Raw genomic sequence first — 15856 nt, forward strand, 5'->3', positions numbered from 1 at the left:
ACCGGCGCGCTCACTCATCCAGCCGCCAGCTGCGTCAGAGCATGCAGCAGCAGCCCGACCAAACCGCCGACCAGCGTGCCGTTGATGCGGATGTACTGCAGGTCCTTGCCGACACTCTGCTCCATCTGCTCGACCAGTTCGCGGCTTTCCCAATTTTCCACACGCTGGGCAATGTACTTGCCGATCTGTCCGCGGTAACGCTCGAGCAGGCTCGGCGCGGCTGCCATCAACTGTTCGTTGATCCAGTTGCGCATGGCGGTGTCGGCGGCCAGGGAGTCGCCCAGGCCTTGGGTCAGGCGCACGATCCGTTTGCCGATACGCGAATCCGGGCTTTCTAGATCGGCCTCCAGCCACTCGGTCAGCTCACGCCAGAGGGTCCGAAGGTAGTCGGTCGTCGCGGGGTGCTCCAGCAATTGGGCGACGATGCGCTCGACCTCCAGCCGATAGGCCGGATCATGCTTGAGTCGATCAATGTATTCGCTAACGTGTTCGTCGAAACGCTCGCGCAGAGGATGCTCGGGGTCACCGGCAATCTCGGCGATCACCGCTGATACGCCGTCGACGAACTTGTTGGCCGACCAGCCGCCGACTGCTTTGCCGAGCCCCAGGTAGCGCAGCGTCCTGACTTCAGCCGTGATGGCATCGGCCACCAGCGCGCGGGTGTCGTCGTCCTGCAGCAGTGCATCGACCTTGATCAGCGCTTCATCGAGCATCGCCTGGTGCTTGCCCTGGCGCGTAAGCATTTCCAGCACCTGCCCGCAGATTGGTGCGAGATCGACCTTGCGCGCGCGGTTAATCAGCTTGGCCTGGACGAAGGCTTGCACGCGCTCGTCGTGCAGCGACGCGACGCCGAACCTCGCCATGTTGGTGAGCTGACCGCCTACCGCTTCGGCATTGGCGGGATGGCGTAACCAGTTGGCCAGTCGGCCGCCGATATCGAGTGCCTCGAGCTTGGCCAGCACCATAGGTGTGGAGAGGAAGTGAGTGGTAATGAAGCTCGACAGGTTCTGTCCGATGCGCGCCTTGCTGCGCGGGATGATCGCCGTGTGGGGGATCGGCAGGCCGAGCGGGTGGCGGAACAGGGCCGTCACAGCGAACCAGTCGGCAATCGCACCGACCATCGCCGCTTCAGCGAAGGACGCGAGATAGCCCCAGGCAGGGTGGCGCGGTTCCATGGCGGTTGCGATGACATAGAGCAACGCAGCGAGTAGCAGCAGCAGGCCGGCGACCAGCTTCATGCGCGTGACGGGGGATTGCCAGCGGCGGTGCAGAGGGCTCATGCGATTCCTCTTTTGTGGCGAGTGGTGTGTGCGGGTGGTGCGCAGGCGTATCGGATCGGGAGGTGCCGACGGGTCTGCCTATACAGCACAGACCCGGTTAGCGAGGTAAGGGTTCGGCATCAGCAGCCGTGCGGCTTATAGCTCGTCGTCTTCCTCGCGCAGCAATACGTAACTATCGTCTTCCAGGCGCTCGCAGACGTAGAACATGGAGATGGTGCCGTCCTGCTCGGTCACGGCCGCGTAGTCGTCCGCCTCGACAGTGAAGAAACCCTTGGAGTCTGAGGCGTGCTCACTGGCAAACACGGCGGTAAAGAACGCCTCTTCCGGCATGCCATCGAAGTAATCGGCCCGCGCCTTGGCGTCCCACTCCTGCGGCGGCTCGAACTGCCCGGTGATGATCACGCGGGCATCGCCCATATCGCGTTCTTCGCCGTCCGGATCGGTTTCGTGAGCGCGGTAGATCGTGCAGTTGAGTGCATCCGGGTCGGCCAGAATACTGTCGCGCGAGGGGGTTTGGGTGGCAGGCATGGCAGGCAGCTCCGGTCAAAGATTGGATTGTCGGCAGTGTGGTGGAGTACAGGGGTCGCTGCAATCGCAAGTTGGAAAGGGCGATGGATTCTTTTGGCTGCAGAGCACTGATCGGACCGCCGGTGCCCGTACAGGCGAACGCTGCAGGGCGCCTGTTGCTCCAATCTGGTAGACCCTTTGCACCAAGCCAACGAGGTAGCCATGAACCAGAGCGACCAGACTCAGCCTGAGCAGAACAAGCCAGCCGACGACCTGCCGGACGTCACCATGACCGACGCCGGCGAGAAGGAAGCAGGTGAGGACCCTGATTTCGATGAAGTCGAAGGCGACGACAACCGGGGCTAGCCCGCTGACGTTCGTTTGCCGCACCGGCTGCCAGCCAGTCGGTACGTCTAATGGCGCACTCACTCGCCGCTTTCTTGCTTAAGAAGCGGGTCGCGCAGATTCATAAAAGGAGCACAGCATGGACAAATACCACGTGAATCCCACCCCGATGGGCTGGGAACTGACCGATCAGCAGTCTCAGGAAACGGTGTTGCGTACCCTCACCAAAGACGAAATGTTCACCGGCCTGGACAGCTTGATGGAAGGCAAGACCGCATCAGTCGAGGTCTACGATCGCCATGGAGCGCTGGAAGAAGAACGGCCCTATCCCGGCAGCAGCCATCCGGTGTCGACCCGGTAAGCCACAACTGTCCGCACGGTGAGCGAATAAAGCTGTCGTACCATTACCGCTTCGCTTACCAGACTGGAGAGTCCTCTATGCGCTTGATCTTCGCCCTGATCCCTGTGCTGGCCTTGGCCGGGTGCTCGTCCTGGCAGGCGGATCCGGAGGACATCACGCCGGTTCCCGAGGAGCGTTTGCGTGCGTACCAAGCGCCTGTCGCCAATGGCGGCGAGCTAGTGGTGACGCGTGACTTTGGTATTCGCGGTGGCGGCTGCTATGTGGCGGTAATGGTCGATCGCAAGCTTGCTGCGCGGATCCACGTAGGCGAGCGGGTGCGCTTGCAGGTGCCGGCGGGGATGCGCATCGTCAGCATCGAATCGGACCCTGAGGACGACACGCTGTGCGGCATGGGCAATTTGTTGCGCGAAAAGGCTGCGCGGGTCGAGCCGGGCGAGACGCTGCAGTTTCGTATCAGCAGTGATAACCGCATCGGCTTCGATATCAATCAGGTCGACACCGAGTAGACCTTCGCATCGCGCTCTGCTGAGGGCGGGCAGTGGGGCGGGTCGCTCGGTCACGGTCACCCGCCGGTATAAAGACGAAACATTCTTCCGCCGGCCACACCGAACCCTCACTTCGCTTTCGTGCTCCCAGATAGGCAAACCGTTGTGCTTGAGCCCTCGGCGTCTATCTGACATCCCCAGCCGTCCGCTCCGCACAACGACCCATACGCCATGCAGCCCTAGTGGCCGCCCGCCAGGAGTCGATGCGTGAAACGAGCCATATCCTCCCTGATGTTCGTCGCCGGGCTAGCCCTGGTTCCCGCGTTGCACGCTGAACAGAGTCCGAGCTACGGGCCGCATCTTGAGGGGTTCGATTATCCCCACGCGATCAAGCGCTTCGAGTTTTCGTCGCAGCGCCAGCCGTTAGAGATGGGCTACATGGACGTAGCCCCAGCGGGTAAGGCCAATGGGCGAACGGTCGTGCTGATGCACGGCAAGAATTTCTGCGCGGCGACCTGGGAAGAGAGCATCGCGGTGCTCTCACAGCAGGGTTATCGGGTGATTGCGCCGGACCAGATTGGCTTCTGCAGCTCCAGCAAACCCGAGCGATACCAGTTCAGTTTCGCGCAACTGGCGCACAACACCCGGGCTTTGCTGCGGTCGCTGGATCTGGAGAAGGTCACCGTCATCGGACATTCGATGGGCGGCATGCTGGCATCACGGTTCGCCCTCAACTATCCGCAAATGGTCGAGCAACTGGTCTTGGTCAATCCGATTGGACTTGAGGACTGGCAAGCCAAAGGCGTGCCCTATGCCCCGATTGAACAGCTGTATCAAAGTCAGCTGAAAACCGACTTCGAGAAGATCAAAGCCTACCAGCAGAAGTTCTATTACAACGGCAACTGGAAGCCGCGTTATGACCGATGGGTGAATATGGCAGCCGGGATGTATGCCGGCGACGGCAAGGAAATAGTCGCCTGGAACCAGGCGCTGACGTCCGACATGGTCTTCACCCAGCCGGTCATTCACGAATTCGATACCCTCAGCGTGCCGACGTTGCTGTTGATCGGTGGCAAGGATCGCACGGCACCGGGTGCGAACCGTGCGCCGGAGGATGTTGCGCAACGCCTCGGGAACTACCCAGAACTGGGCCAAAAGTCGGCGGCGATGATCCCCAACGCTACTCTGGTGACTTTCCCGGAGCTTGGGCATTCCCCCCAGGTCGAGGCCCCTGATGTGTTTCATGAGGCTTTGCTAGACGGCCTCAAGGCGCACTGATCGACGTGGCGCGTACGGATGACGGCACGCCGGTGTTTTAAGACCGGCTGTGCAGGCCTCTACAACGGCCATATCCAGAGAATCGTGGGCACCGACACCAGCACCACCATGATCGACAAAGGCAGCCCGAGTCGCCAGTAATCACCGAAACGGTAGCCGCCCGGCGCCATTACCAGAGTATTCGACTGATGTCCGATGGGGGTGAGGAAGGCGCATGACGCCCCAATCGCGACCGCCATCAACAGCGGGTCGGCAGAGGCCTCCATGCCTCGTGAGAGCGCTATTGCCACAGGCGCGGCGAGTACCGCCGCTGCGGCATTGTTGACGACGTTGGACAGCAGCATTACCCCAATCATCAGGATCGCAACGGTGGCTGCCGGCGGCGCAGCCTGACCCACCTCGAGCAGGGCATCGGCGATCAGGCGTGAGCCACCCGTGGTTTCCAGTGCTTCGCCGATGGGCAGCATCGCGGCAATCAGGACGATGATCGACATGTCGATGCTTTTGTAGATGTCGCCGGTCGGCACCAGCCCGACGAGGATCATCACCAGCGCACCGGCTACCAGCGCCACAGCCGCCGGAACGATGCCCAGTGCGATAAGCGCCAGTGCGGCGGCGAATATACCGCTGGACAGCAACACTTTTTGCGGAGCGGTGATGCGTAAGCCGCGCGAGGCCAGGGGCAGGCAACCAAGGCTGTTGAGGGCGGTTTGCAGTTGGTCCTCGCGCGCCTGCAGCAGCAGAATGTCGCCGGCGGCAAAGCGAATTTTGCCGAGTCTCTGCTGCAACCGTTGCCCTTGGCGAGCCACGGCCAGGATGTTCACACCGTATCGCTCGCGCAGCGAAAGACCGGTCGCGCTCGTGCCGACCAGTGACGAGCTGGCCGTCACGATGGCCTCTGCCAGCGCTCGCTCGGCACGGCGATCCCCGTTGGATTCGGTGGTATCGGGCTGCTTGTCCGCGTCGCCATTCTTTTCCGCGCGCTTTTCCTGCTCGGCTTTCTCCCGCGCCTCCGCCTTGCTGTCGGCTTCGGCGGCGAGTTGCAGGTGAGTGACGTCGAGAAAGCGCTTCAGGCTGTCGGAGTCCGCTTCGACCATGAGGATGTCTTCTCCGCGCAGCACGTCGTAGGTCGACGGCATGCGCTGATACTGTCCGTCTCGTATCAGGGCGATGACCATGACATCCGCCTCGTCACCGCCTGCAACGATCAGATCATGCAGCGAGCGACCGACATACTTGCTGTCTGCCGGAATTTGCAGCTCAGTCATGTAGGCGCTGATTTCGAACAGCTCCTTGTCGCCACTTGGATCTTCACGGCGAGGGGTCAGGCGCCAGATCAAGCCGATGAACAGTACGCCGGCGAGCGTGATCGCAAGGCCCACCGGCAAAAAGTCGAACATGCCGAACGCCTCGTCGGCGACCTCACGCCGATAGCCAGCAATGATTATGTTTGGTGGTGTACCTATCAGCGTCAGGGTGCCGCCAAGCAACGAGCCGAAGGCCAGCGGCATCAACAGGTAGGAGGGCGATCGGCCGCTTTGACGGGACATCCACACGGCCACCGGCATGAACAGCGCCAGTGCGCCAACGTTGTTCATGAACCCCGAGCACAACGCGACGATGCCCGTCAGTGTCAGTACCTGAATCCAGGGACGGTCACCGACTTTGGTCAGGTGGCGTGCCAGCGAATCCACCACGCCGCCGTTGAGTAGCCCGCGGCTGAGTACCAGAACCGCCGCAACGGTGATCACGGCCGGATGCCCGAGGCCCATGAACGCCTCCTGCGGTGGCACGATGCCGGCCAGGGTGACCACCAACAAGGCACCCACTGCGACGATGTCGTAACGCCAGCGATTCCACACGAACAGGCCCAATGTCGCGGCGAGGACGGCGAACACGATCAGCTGATCGCTTTGCATGAATAACTCCGGAAGGCAGCTGCACGCGCTTTAACGAGGCGTCGGTCAGCAGAACGGGTGGAATGGTTTGGAAGGTTGCGCCATGCGGCTGCTGGCACGTGGCGCGGTCTCTACAGCAAATGGAGCGCAGCGTTCGTGTCCGCCTCGCTGCGCGCCAGTCAGCAGGGGAAGCGGAGGCAGACCTGAGCGCCATTTAAATTGCGGCGGATGACGGTCGCGTTGCAAGCGTGCGCCAGAGCGTCGACCAGCTCTCTGCCCTTGGCGCTGCCGCGTGGCGTGCTGCTGGTGAGTTCGTCCTCGCTGAAACCAGGCCCCTGGTCGGCAATGCATATCTCGGCCACTCCCGGCTCCGGTCGCCGCACAGTGAGAGCGATGCGGTTCACCCGTCCATGCTTGATTGCATTGATTACCAGCTCGTTGACGATCAGGCCAAGGTTGGAAGCAGTCTGGAATGAAACCTTCACCGACTGAGCCTCGGTTGTCAGGATGTGATCCTCACCCCGTTCGATGGTGAGCACGCTGCGCGCCAGATTCGGCAGATATTCGGCCAGGTCGACAACTCCGCTGGTGTATTTGTGCAACTCGTTCTGCACCGCCCCAACGCCATGAATACGGCTGATCGCTCCTTGCAGGAGGGTTTTGGCTTCCTCGCCACTGGCGCGGTTCTTCGAGAGTTGAAGGAACGAGATGATCAGCTGGAGGTTGTTCTTCACCCGGTGGTTGAGCTCAGCTAGCAAGAGCCGCTGGTGCTCTTCAAGGTCTCGCTGCTCGGTGATATCGATGCAGCTGCCGAAGTAACCGGCGAACTCGCCGTTGCGGAAAAAAGGCGCGCCGTTGTCGAGAAACCAGCGATAGACACCGTCACGGCGGCGCAGTCGGTAGGGCATGGTGAAGGCTTCGCGGGCATCGAAGGCATCGTTGTAGATCGCGACGCAACGCTCGAAATCGTCCGGGTGGACGTCTTCTGCCCAGCCATAGCCGAACAATTGCTCCGGCGTTCTGTCGACGAATTCCTGCCAGGGCTTGTTGAACCAGTCGCAGAGTTTGTCGGTACGTGACCGCCAGATCATTACCGGTGCGTTATCGGCAAGCTCACGGAATTCGCGCTCGCCCATGCCGTCCTGCGGTTCACCCACAGGTTCTTGCGACTGGTCCATGTTCAGGCTCCTGGGCGGTTGCAGGTTAAAGCAGGGGAGTAGACTTCAAGCGAAGCCGGCACGGACATTGGTAACACAGTCAGCCCACTGATCAGAGCCTGTGCGATCGCTACGCAGCGGCCCAGATCGCTCGGTTCGTAAGGCTTGCGTAACAACCCCAGGGCGGCATCGGTGTTGTTGCGCGCCGCTTCGGTCTGGCCGCTGACGAACATCGACGCAATCCCGTAGCGCTTGCGCAGAGTGCGCGCGAGCGCAACGCCTTCATCGTGCCCCGCCAGGTTGATGTCAACCAATGCGATGTCGATGCTCTGGCTGTCGGCCAGCGCCAGGGCTTGCTCATCGCCATAAGCGGGGCCGATGATCTCGTGTCCTTCGTCTTCCAGCATAGACGCTGCGATCAACGCGAGTATGGGATCGTCTTCAACCAGCAGGATGCGCATGAAAGCCTTTCGGTATAGGAAAAGGAGGAGTTTTTGCGGAGCCACGGCAATTAGCCGTGAAGTCTAGCAATGCCGACAAGCGACTTGCGAACATTCATCGATGAGCGCTCATGATTCGAGCGGCGCCTAGGGCGCGGAACATTGGCGGGTGCGGTTCCGACGCCTATGGTTGTTGAAGACCGTAATCAGCTGCTGCGTCGCCTCCCAGGAGGTTGCACGCTGTAGCGCTGCTGATTGGGTCATGTTTGGCCCCAAAGCAAATGTGCGAGAGCCCGGCACATCAGTTACCAAGGATTGACGACCGCATGCCTGAATCCATCAGTCTCACATGCCGTGACGGCTATTCACTGTCTGGGCAGCTCTGGCTGCCAATTGGGGACAGCTGCGGCTCGGTGGTTATCAGCAGCGCGACCGGTGTGCTGGCGCGCTACTACGCCCGGTATGCGGATTTTCTGCGCGAGCAGGGCTACACGGTACTGACGTACGACTACCGCGGTATTGGCGGCTCGCGGCCTGAAAGCCTGCGCGGCGTGCACATTCGCTGGCGCGACTGGGGTGATCTGGACTTCGACGCCGCGGTGCACTGGATGCGCCAGCGTGATCCTGACGGTCCGCTGGTTGCGGTCGGTCACAGCATTGGCGGTTTCCTGCCGGGTTTCGCGGCGGCCGCGACCGAAGTGGACCGCTTTCTCAGCGTTGGGGCGCAATACGCCTACTGGCGTGACTATGCGGCTGCGCAGCGCCTGCGGATGTTCGCCAAGTGGCATCTCTGCATGCCTGCAATGGCTGCGTTGTTCGGCTATTTTCCCGGCCGCCGCTTGGGCTGGCTGGAGGATCTGCCGGCGGGCGTTGCACGGGAATGGGCGTTTCGCCGGGCAAGGCTGGAACAGAGCTACCCCGAGCACGAGCGGGCCGATGTGCTTCAGCGCTTTGCTGCGATCAATGCGCCCATCCTGGCGGTTAGTGTCAGCGACGATGAATACGGCACGCCAGCGGCTATTGCGCGCGGGCTGGCCTATTACCGCAACGCTCAGGTCCAGCAGGTGCAGCTCAGCCCGGCGGCACTGGGCATGGAGCGGGTCGGGCACTTCGATCTGTTCCGCGAACGCCACCGAGACGGATTCTGGAAAGCCAGCCTGGGCTGGATCGAGGAGGGCCGCAACCCCTGGTCAGACGAGGCACAACCCGCCGTTTGTGCAGCCTACTGAGCGCGAACGCGGCCGCACTTCAACTGCGGTTGGTCTCTGAATCGCCTGGCAATGTTCTGTTGGCGGCGTGCTCCACTGGTGTCTCCAGCAATTCGCGGATGGCTTCGGCATAGGCGCGCCGACCCACGCGCATGGCGTTGTTGTGGTTGCCGCCTTCTATCAGCAGGAGCTGTTTGGGGTTACGCGCAGCGGCGTAGAGTGCTTCGCTGAAGCTCGCCGGCACGTATTGATCTTGCGTTCCGTGGACCAGCAGGAGTGGCATGCCGACCTGGTCGATCTTTTCCAGCGAGTCGAATTTCTGCGACACCAGCCAATGGATCGGCCAGGCGGTGTCGGCCACTTCCGTCGCGATATCGGCCAGGTTGGTAAAAGTGGATTCAACGATCAATGCGCGCGCTTGCGGTGGTTCGTCCCGGCGTTTGGCTTCACGGCCAAGCTCGGCCGCCAGGTCTACCGCCACAGCGCCGCCCAGCGAGTGGCCATAGATCAGACGTTTGCCGGCGTCTGGTTGCAGCGTTTTCAAGTGGTCCCAGGCGATGCGAGCATCTTCATAGACGGTGGCCTCGGACGGCAGCTCGCCGAGGCTCTGGCCGAAGCCCCGGTAGTCGATTGCCAGCACCGAAAAACCCAGCGACCGAATCTGCTCCAGCCGGAACAGGTGCCCGGTGAGGTTCCACCGCGACCCATGAAGATAGAGAATCGCTGGCGCATCTGCCGCTTCGGCTGGCCACCACCATGCGTGGATGTTCTGGCTGTCGCCAAACGCAGGCGCAGTCAGCTCCAGTTCTTCTACCCCATTGGGCAGGCCTCGATACCAGCTGGCGGTACCAGGCTCGATACGAAACACCAGTTCTCGCTCTTTCTGCTCGAGCATTGAGCAACCTACCGGCAGCACGGCGAGCGCAGCGAGGATGATCAGCGAAGCAACTGTGCGGGCTCTGGTGCGGAAAAACGGCAACTTCAACATGCGGTGAGGGCGTCTCCTTCTGGAGCGGACATTGAGCGTCCAGTTGGATAGGCACGCAAGCGGCTAGCGTCGATAAGTCATTACTACAGATTGCAGTGCGGCACGGGTGACTAGCGGCCATTGATTAGCGATGCGGAGTAGCATCAACGCTCCTACTGCTGATGGAGGTTCATCGTGACTACCGCACGTATCGGTTTGCTGCCCGCTTTATTGATCGCCGCCGCGGTGGCTTTTGCTGGTTGGTCTGTAGGGCAGGGGGTGGAGCGCTTTCGCATGGCGGATCGCTCGGTGACGGTCAAAGGGCTCGCGGAGCGAGACGTGTCGAGTGATTTCGCCGTCTGGACACTGGGTTTTCGTCGTGCCGGCAACGATTTTGCCAGCGTTCAACAGAGCCTGTCCGAGGATCGCAATCGAGTCGTAGCATTCCTTCGCGAGCAGGGATTCGCTGACGACGAGATCGAAGTGCGCCCATTACAGGTTCAGGATCTGTTGGCGCGTGAGTGGGCCCCGCAGGAGATCGCCCTGCGTTTCAACGGCAGTGGGCAGGTGCTGGTGAAATCGGCGCGTGTCGAGGCGGTCGGTAAGGCCGCCAACGGGGTAGACCCTTTGATACAGGCCGGCATCCAGCTGGATACCGAACAGAACGGATTTAGCGGGCCGCGCTACCAGCTGCGAGGCTTTAATGATCTCAAGCCTGCCTTGCTGGAGGACGCCACACGCAATGCCCGCGAGCAGGCTGCCAAGTTCGCCGAAGATGCCGGTGCGCAGCTCGGCGAATTGAAGACTGCCAACCAGGGTGTAATCCGGGTGCTCGACGACGACGGCAGCGACATGGACACCGGACGTACGCCAGGCAAGCGTCTGCGTGTGGTCAGCACATTCGAATACGCGCTGCAGTAATTCCCCTGTTGCTGGGACGCCGAGGCCGGTCGCGGTTGTAGAAGGATTGACCCCATGTGGCGGGAGGCTCGATATCCCTCCGAACATTGCGCTGTTTGCGGTGTTTTTTTTGCGGGGCAATCAGCAGGTGTTTAGGTTTTGCCAGTTCACGACTCGATGAGGTCATTCCCTCAATCGCAGGCGGTAGCGGCTCCCCTTGTTTCTTCGCTTGGGTTGCTTGCGGTCCAGGCCCACCAGAACACCAGCAAGCCGACGGCAGCGGTAGCGGCGCCGATGTAGCCGGTCGATGTCCAGCCAAGTCCGGCGCTGATCGCCAGCCCGCCGAGCCAGGGTCCGAGCGCGTTGGCAACGTTGAATGCCGAATGGTTGGATGCGGCTGCCAGGGTCTGGGCTTCACCGGCCACATCCATCAGGTGGGTCTGCAGGGGCGGGCCGAGCGATATCATGGTGCCTACCGCAAACGCGGCTGGAAGGATCGTCCACAGCGAGTGCGCGGCGAGCGGGAACACCAGCAGCACCACAATGCTCCATAGCAGCAACCAGGCAATCGCCTTGAATCCCAACTTGTCGAACAGCCAGCCGCCAAAGATGTTGCCGACGATGCCGCCCAGGCCGAGCGCGGCCAGGCCTACCGGAATCCAGTGCTCGCCGACGCCGGTGACCTCCAGCAGGGTCGGCGCCAGGTAGCTGAATACGCAGAACATGCCGGCGAAACCGATCGAGCTGATGGCCAGCGCCAGCCACACGGGTTTGCGATTGAAATCACGCAGTTCGAGCATGGGGTTGTTGCGCGGCTCACTGCGGTCGAGCGGCAGGAAGATTGCCACCAGCAACACCGTCAGCAGGGCGATGAGGCCCACCAGGCCGAAGGCCCAGCGCCAGCTGAGCCATTGCCCCAGCCAGGTGGCGGTTGGGTTGCCGATCAGCATCGCAATAGTCAGGCCGGCCAGTACGCGGCTGACCGCCTTGGCGCGTTGATCGGGGGCCACCATTGAAGCGGCGACCAGCATGGCTACGCCGAAATAGGCGCCGTGGGGCAGCCCTGCAATAAAGCGAAAGACCATCAGCGTGTGGTAATCCGCCGCCATCGCGCTGGCGAAGTTGCCCAGTGCGAAGAAGGTCATCAGCAGCAACAGCAGATGCCGCCGAAACACTCGGGAACCGAGGATCGCCAGCAGCGGCGCTCCCACCACCACGCCCAGCGCATAGGCGCTGATCACGTGGCCCACCTGGGGTTCGCTGATTCCGAGGCCCTGCGCGACGTTGGGCATCAGACCCATGATGGCGAATTCGCCGGTGCCGATGGCGAACCCGCCCATGGCCAGGGCCAGCTCGATCAGCAATATGGCGCGTGCCGAAAGCGTCGGCTTGCCTGTGGCGTTCACATGGTTCATCGGTGCCTCGACGGAATGATTCGAATAACGGACACGCGCCGCTCAAGTCGAGCGGCGCTGGGGTGTGTGGGGGTGGGCGAATAAGTAGGCAGCGATCGTAGGTTGAAGTTCTGCTCCGCGTCGAGGACCGACTGCGCTTATGGCGCGACCCATGTCACGGTGCGTTTGGGGGTTGCGGCTCGGTTGTCAATGGATCGCCTGGCCAAAGCACGCATTGATTGATGACCCTGCCGAACCGTTCCTCGGGAAAACGAAACTATTGTCGGAGCGGCTCTGTCAACTGAACGTACCCAAGCAGAGAGGAACGCGCCATGAGCAGTACCGGAGATAAAATGAAAGGCAACCTCAACGAAGCCGCGGGCAAGGCCAAGCAGGGTCTGGGCGAGGCGACTGATAACGAGCGCATGAAAGGCGAAGGCCAGCGTCAGGAAGTTAAAGGCGACGCTCAGCAAGTCAAGGGCGAAGCCAAAGACACAGTGAAGAAGGGCGTTGATCGCGCCTGACCGCTGAGCCAAGAAAAAAGCCCGCATCGCGGGCTTTTTTCGTTTCTGGCGCTTAGCGCTCCAGATACTGCAGTTTGTCCTTCACGCCGTCCCACTCTTCGGCATCGGGCAGCGAGTCCTTCTTCTCGGTAATGTTCGGCCAAACTTCCGCCAGATCGGCGTTCAGCTGGGTGTATTCCTGCTGATCATCGGGCACTTCATCCTCGGAGAAGATCGCCTGGGCAGGGCACTCCGGCTCGCAAAGCGCGCAATCGATGCACTCGTCGGGATGAATGACCAGGAAGTTCGGGCCTTCGTAGAAGCAGTCCACCGGACAGACTTCCACACAGTCGGTGTATTTGCACTTGATGCAGTTGTCGGTGACGACGAAGGTCATTTCTAGCTATCTCCTCGGGCGTGTCAGGTGGCGTTGCAATGACGCCCCCGTTCGGCAGGACTATGGCGACACCAGGCAAATGCCGCCTATATCCAAAAAATGCGCGCGATTCTATCAGCTTTTAGCAGCCGTCAGACACGCGCTTTCAGGTTGTATAGCAGGTCCAGCGCTTGGCGCGGGCTCATATCATCGGGATTGATCCGCACCAATTCTTCGACCACCGGATGGGGCAGGCTGGCGAAGAGGTCATTCTGCATGGGTGGGGCAGGCTGGCCGGGCGCCATTTTCGGCGTTTCGTGAGGCAGACTGGTAGTTTCCAGCCGCGACAGATGGTCACGTGCGCGTTGGATCACCTCACCTGGCACGCCAGCCAGTTGTGCCACGGCCAAGCCATAGCTCTGGCTTGCCGGACCCGGCAGGACGTGGTGAAGGAAGACGATGCGATCATTGTGCTCGGTGGCCGACAGGTGCACGTTGGCCACCGCTGGCTGGCTTTCCGGCAGCACGGTGAGCTCGAAGTAGTGCGTCGCGAACAAGGTGTAGGCGCGCAGCTTGGCAAGGTGCTCGGCAGCCGCCCAGGCCAGCGACAAGCCATCGAATGTGCTGGTGCCTCGACCGACTTCGTCCATCAGCACCAGACTGCGGTCGCTGGCATTGTGCAGAATATTGGCGGTCTCGCTCATTTCCACCATGAAGGTCGAGCGGCCGCCAGCCAGGTCGTCCGAAGAGCCGATGCGGGTGAAGATGCGGTCGACCAGGGACAGCTCGCAGGCCTTCGCCGGAACGAAGCTGCCGATCTGCGCCAGCAGGACGATCAGCGCGGTCTGACGCATGTAGGTCGACTTACCGCCCATGTTCGGACCGGTGATGACCAGCATGCGGGTGTCGTCATCAAGGTTGAGATCGTTGGCGACGAACGGCGTCTGCAGGACCTGCTCGACGACCGGATGACGACCTTGTTCGATCTGCATGCAGGGGTGCTCGACGAAACGTGGACGGTTGAGATCAAGCGTCAGCGCCCGTTCGGCCAGGTTGCTGAGCACGTCGAGTTCGGCCAGAGCCGCGGCGCTGTCCTGCAGTGGTGCGAGATGACCAATGAGGCGTTCCAGCAATTCTTCGTAGAGCTGCTTTTCGCGCGCCAATGCGCGGCTCTTGGCAGACAGCGCCTTGTCTTCGAATTCTTTCAGTTCGGGCGTGATAAAGCGTTCGGCCCCCTTGAGTGTCTGCCGGCGAATGTAATCGGCTGGGGCCGACTCGGCCTGCTTGCTCGGCAGCTCAATGAAATACCCGTGCACGCGGTTATAGCCAACCTTCAGATTAGCCAACCCGGTACGGGCCTTCTCACGGGTTTCCAGATCCATCAGGTACTGGCCGGCGTTCTCCGACAGCGATTGCAACTCGTCCAGCTCGGCGTCATAGCCGGTTTTCAGGACGCCACCCTCACGGATCACGGCCGGTGGATTATCGATGATGGCTTTAGCCAGCAAGGCAGCCAGCTCGGGATAAGTCCGAATGGTGGCTGCCAGCTCGATCAGGTGCGGCGCCACCAGTTCCTGCATGCCCTCCTGCAACTGGGGCAGTGCCGCGAGCGCGTCGCGCAGGCGCGCCAGATCGCGGGGACGCGCGTTGCGCAGGCCGATCCGCGCGAGGATGCGCTCGAGGTCACCGATTTCCTTCAGCTGTGGCTGGATCTGTTCAAAACGATAGTGCTCGAGCAGGCAGGTGATCGAGTCCTGGCGGGCCTCGAGCACGCGTCGATCACGCAGGGGGCGATTCAGCCAGCGGCTGAGCAGGCGGCTGCCCATGGCGGTCTGGCAACGGTCGACTACTGATTGCAGGGTGTTTTCCCGTCCGCCGCCAAGATTGATGTCCAGTTCCAGATTGCGCCGGGTCGCCCCGTCGAGAATCACTGTCTCGTCGAGGCGTTCGTGACGAAGGCTGCGCAAATGATGCAGAGCGGTACGCTGAGTTTCTTTGGCGTAGGTCAGGAGGCAGCCCGCGGCGCCGATGGCCAGCGTCAGCTGCTCGCAGCCGAAGCCTTTCAGGTCCTGAGTGCCGAACTGCTGGCAGAGGCCCTTGAAGCCGCTGTCACGGTCGAAATCCCAAGGCGCGCGACGGCGCACACCGCGGCGCTTCTCCACCGGCAGATTCGCCGGCCAATCGTCCGGGATCATCAGCTCGGCCGGGTTGAGACGTTCGACTTCAGCCAGGAGCGTTTCCCAGCCGCCGAACTCCTGCACGCTAAATCGGCCGCTGGTGATGTCCAGGACCGACAGGCCGAACAGCTTTTCATCGCCGACCACCGCCGCAAGCAGGTTGTCGCGGTGCTCGTCGAGTAACGCTTCATCACTCACCGTGCCGGGGGTGATGATCCGCACCACCTGTCGTTCCACCGGGCCCTTGCTGGTGGCCGGATCGCCGATCTGCTCGCAGATCACCACGGACTCGCCAAGCTTCACCAAACGGCTGAGATAGCCCTCGGCCGAGTGAAACGGAATGCCAGCCATGGGGATCGCATTCCCACCGGACTGGCCACGCGCGGTCAGGGTAATGTCCAGCAGCTTGGCCGCTTTCTTGGCGTCGTCGTAGAACAGCTCGTAAAAGTCGCCCATGCGGTAGAACATCAGCTGATCAGGGTGCTCGCGTTTGAGCTTCCAGTACTGCTGCATCATGGGCGTGTGATGGGACAGGTCTTGTGACATATAGCTCGACTTGGGGCGATGTGCAGGTAACAGC

General features: G+C 61.6%; 16 protein-coding genes. 7 read left to right on the forward strand and 9 right to left on the reverse strand.

Annotated elements, in window-relative coordinates; all coding sequences use genetic code 11:
• Nucleotides 1–14 precede the first annotated feature (14 nt).
• Together ACSSNI_RS09450 and ACSSNI_RS09455 are read right to left on the reverse strand one after the other, a co-directional pair.
• On the reverse strand, nt 15–1280 hold the full coding sequence (locus tag ACSSNI_RS09450; protein WP_200637577.1) for a DUF445 domain-containing protein: 1266 nt from the start codon (nt 1278–1280) through the stop codon (nt 15–17).
• 135 nt (nt 1281–1415) lie between these two features.
• The gene (locus ACSSNI_RS09455) at nt 1416–1808 is read right to left on the reverse strand and encodes a hypothetical protein (protein ID WP_200637579.1); all 393 of its coding nucleotides are present in this window, start codon (nt 1806–1808) and stop codon (nt 1416–1418) included.
• A 201-nt stretch (nt 1809–2009) separates the two neighbouring features.
• Between ACSSNI_RS09455 and ACSSNI_RS09460 the strand changes: the two genes are divergently transcribed.
• The 4 genes from ACSSNI_RS09460 (at nt 2010) to ACSSNI_RS09475 (ending at nt 4256) form a co-directional block, all read left to right on the forward strand.
• Nucleotides 2010–2153, forward strand: coding sequence for a hypothetical protein (locus ACSSNI_RS09460; RefSeq protein ID WP_159967441.1), 144 nt, complete (start codon nt 2010–2012; stop codon nt 2151–2153).
• A gap of 118 nt (nt 2154–2271) precedes the next feature.
• A complete protein-coding gene (locus ACSSNI_RS09465; RefSeq protein ID WP_159967442.1) occupies nt 2272–2493 on the forward strand; it encodes a hypothetical protein in 222 nt (73 codons plus the stop codon).
• Nucleotides 2494–2570: 77 nt separating this feature from the next.
• Nucleotides 2571–2999 (forward strand): 3-isopropylmalate dehydratase, encoded by a 429-nt coding sequence (locus tag ACSSNI_RS09470; protein WP_200637581.1) that lies wholly within the window; start codon nt 2571–2573, stop codon nt 2997–2999.
• Between the two features lie 246 nt (nt 3000–3245).
• Nucleotides 3246–4256 carry an alpha/beta fold hydrolase gene (locus ACSSNI_RS09475; protein WP_200637584.1) on the forward strand — a complete coding sequence of 337 codons (1011 nt, stop codon included), beginning with the start codon at nt 3246–3248 and terminating at the stop codon, nt 4254–4256.
• A gap of 59 nt (nt 4257–4315) precedes the next feature.
• On the opposite strand, the gene ACSSNI_RS09480 is transcribed toward ACSSNI_RS09475, so the two are convergent.
• From ACSSNI_RS09480 to ACSSNI_RS09490, 3 genes are all read right to left on the reverse strand, one after another.
• A complete protein-coding gene (locus tag ACSSNI_RS09480) occupies nt 4316–6175 on the reverse strand; it encodes an SLC13 family permease (protein ID WP_200637586.1) in 1860 nt (619 codons plus the stop codon).
• Nucleotides 6176–6333: 158 nt separating this feature from the next.
• Nucleotides 6334–7332, reverse strand: coding sequence for a sensor histidine kinase (locus ACSSNI_RS09485; protein ID WP_200637588.1), 999 nt, complete (start codon nt 7330–7332; stop codon nt 6334–6336).
• Between the two features lie 2 nt (nt 7333–7334).
• Nucleotides 7335–7772: a response regulator gene (locus tag ACSSNI_RS09490; protein ID WP_148924600.1), complete on the reverse strand. Its 438-nt coding sequence runs from the start codon at nt 7770–7772 to the stop codon at nt 7335–7337.
• A gap of 305 nt (nt 7773–8077) precedes the next feature.
• Here ACSSNI_RS09490 and ACSSNI_RS09495 point away from each other — a divergent pair, with 305 nt between their 5' ends.
• Entirely contained in the window at nt 8078–8980 is a 903-nt protein-coding gene (locus tag ACSSNI_RS09495) for an alpha/beta hydrolase family protein (protein WP_200637590.1), read from the forward strand.
• Nucleotides 8981–8999: 19 nt separating this feature from the next.
• Here ACSSNI_RS09495 and ACSSNI_RS09500 read toward each other — a convergent pair whose 3' ends face one another.
• Nucleotides 9000–9947, reverse strand: coding sequence for an alpha/beta hydrolase (locus ACSSNI_RS09500; protein ID WP_200637592.1), 948 nt, complete (start codon nt 9945–9947; stop codon nt 9000–9002).
• A 174-nt stretch (nt 9948–10121) separates the two neighbouring features.
• Here ACSSNI_RS09500 and ACSSNI_RS09505 point away from each other — a divergent pair, with 174 nt between their 5' ends.
• Nucleotides 10122–10847, forward strand: a complete 726-nt coding sequence (locus ACSSNI_RS09505) for an SIMPL domain-containing protein (protein WP_200637594.1) — start codon at nt 10122–10124, stop codon at nt 10845–10847.
• A 170-nt stretch (nt 10848–11017) separates the two neighbouring features.
• Here ACSSNI_RS09505 and ACSSNI_RS09510 read toward each other — a convergent pair whose 3' ends face one another.
• Nucleotides 11018–12241, reverse strand: a complete 1224-nt coding sequence (locus tag ACSSNI_RS09510) for an MFS transporter (protein WP_200637596.1) — start codon at nt 12239–12241, stop codon at nt 11018–11020.
• Nucleotides 12242–12552: 311 nt separating this feature from the next.
• Here ACSSNI_RS09510 and ACSSNI_RS09515 point away from each other — a divergent pair, with 311 nt between their 5' ends.
• On the forward strand, nt 12553–12744 hold the full coding sequence (locus tag ACSSNI_RS09515; protein WP_045429079.1) for a CsbD family protein: 192 nt from the start codon (nt 12553–12555) through the stop codon (nt 12742–12744).
• Between the two features lie 52 nt (nt 12745–12796).
• On the opposite strand, the gene fdxA is transcribed toward ACSSNI_RS09515, so the two are convergent.
• Together fdxA and mutS are read right to left on the reverse strand one after the other, a co-directional pair.
• Nucleotides 12797–13120, reverse strand: coding sequence for a ferredoxin FdxA (fdxA, locus tag ACSSNI_RS09520; protein WP_102834926.1), 324 nt, complete (start codon nt 13118–13120; stop codon nt 12797–12799).
• Between the two features lie 131 nt (nt 13121–13251).
• The gene (mutS, locus tag ACSSNI_RS09525; protein ID WP_200637598.1) at nt 13252–15822 is read right to left on the reverse strand and encodes a DNA mismatch repair protein MutS; all 2571 of its coding nucleotides are present in this window, start codon (nt 15820–15822) and stop codon (nt 13252–13254) included.
• Nucleotides 15823–15856 lie beyond the last annotated feature (34 nt).

It is taken from the genome of Stutzerimonas tianxiuensis (genome assembly GCF_053470365.1).

Bases quoted from the DNA above. Each gene is read 5' to 3' on its own strand.
- ACSSNI_RS09450 (WP_200637577.1), bottom strand. From the start codon at position 1,280: ATGAGCCCTCTGCACCGCCGCTGGCAATCCCCCGTCACGCGCATGAAG.
- ACSSNI_RS09455 (WP_200637579.1), bottom strand. From the start codon at position 1,808: ATGCCTGCCACCCAAACCCCCTCGCGCGACAGTATTCTGGCCGACCCG.
- ACSSNI_RS09460 (WP_159967441.1), top strand. From the start codon at position 2,010: ATGAACCAGAGCGACCAGACTCAGCCTGAGCAGAACAAGCCAGCCGAC.
- ACSSNI_RS09465 (WP_159967442.1), top strand. From the start codon at position 2,272: ATGGACAAATACCACGTGAATCCCACCCCGATGGGCTGGGAACTGACC.
- ACSSNI_RS09470 (WP_200637581.1), top strand. From the start codon at position 2,571: ATGCGCTTGATCTTCGCCCTGATCCCTGTGCTGGCCTTGGCCGGGTGC.
- ACSSNI_RS09480 (WP_200637586.1), bottom strand. From the start codon at position 6,175: ATGCAAAGCGATCAGCTGATCGTGTTCGCCGTCCTCGCCGCGACATTG.
- ACSSNI_RS09485 (WP_200637588.1), bottom strand. From the start codon at position 7,332: ATGGACCAGTCGCAAGAACCTGTGGGTGAACCGCAGGACGGCATGGGC.
- ACSSNI_RS09490 (WP_148924600.1), bottom strand. From the start codon at position 7,772: ATGCGCATCCTGCTGGTTGAAGACGATCCCATACTCGCGTTGATCGCA.
- ACSSNI_RS09495 (WP_200637590.1), top strand. From the start codon at position 8,078: ATGCCTGAATCCATCAGTCTCACATGCCGTGACGGCTATTCACTGTCT.
- ACSSNI_RS09500 (WP_200637592.1), bottom strand. From the start codon at position 9,947: ATGTTGAAGTTGCCGTTTTTCCGCACCAGAGCCCGCACAGTTGCTTCG.
- ACSSNI_RS09510 (WP_200637596.1), bottom strand. From the start codon at position 12,241: ATGAACCATGTGAACGCCACAGGCAAGCCGACGCTTTCGGCACGCGCC.
- ACSSNI_RS09515 (WP_045429079.1), top strand. From the start codon at position 12,553: ATGAGCAGTACCGGAGATAAAATGAAAGGCAACCTCAACGAAGCCGCG.
- fdxA (WP_102834926.1), bottom strand. From the start codon at position 13,120: ATGACCTTCGTCGTCACCGACAACTGCATCAAGTGCAAATACACCGAC.
- mutS (WP_200637598.1), bottom strand. From the start codon at position 15,822: ATGTCACAAGACCTGTCCCATCACACGCCCATGATGCAGCAGTACTGG.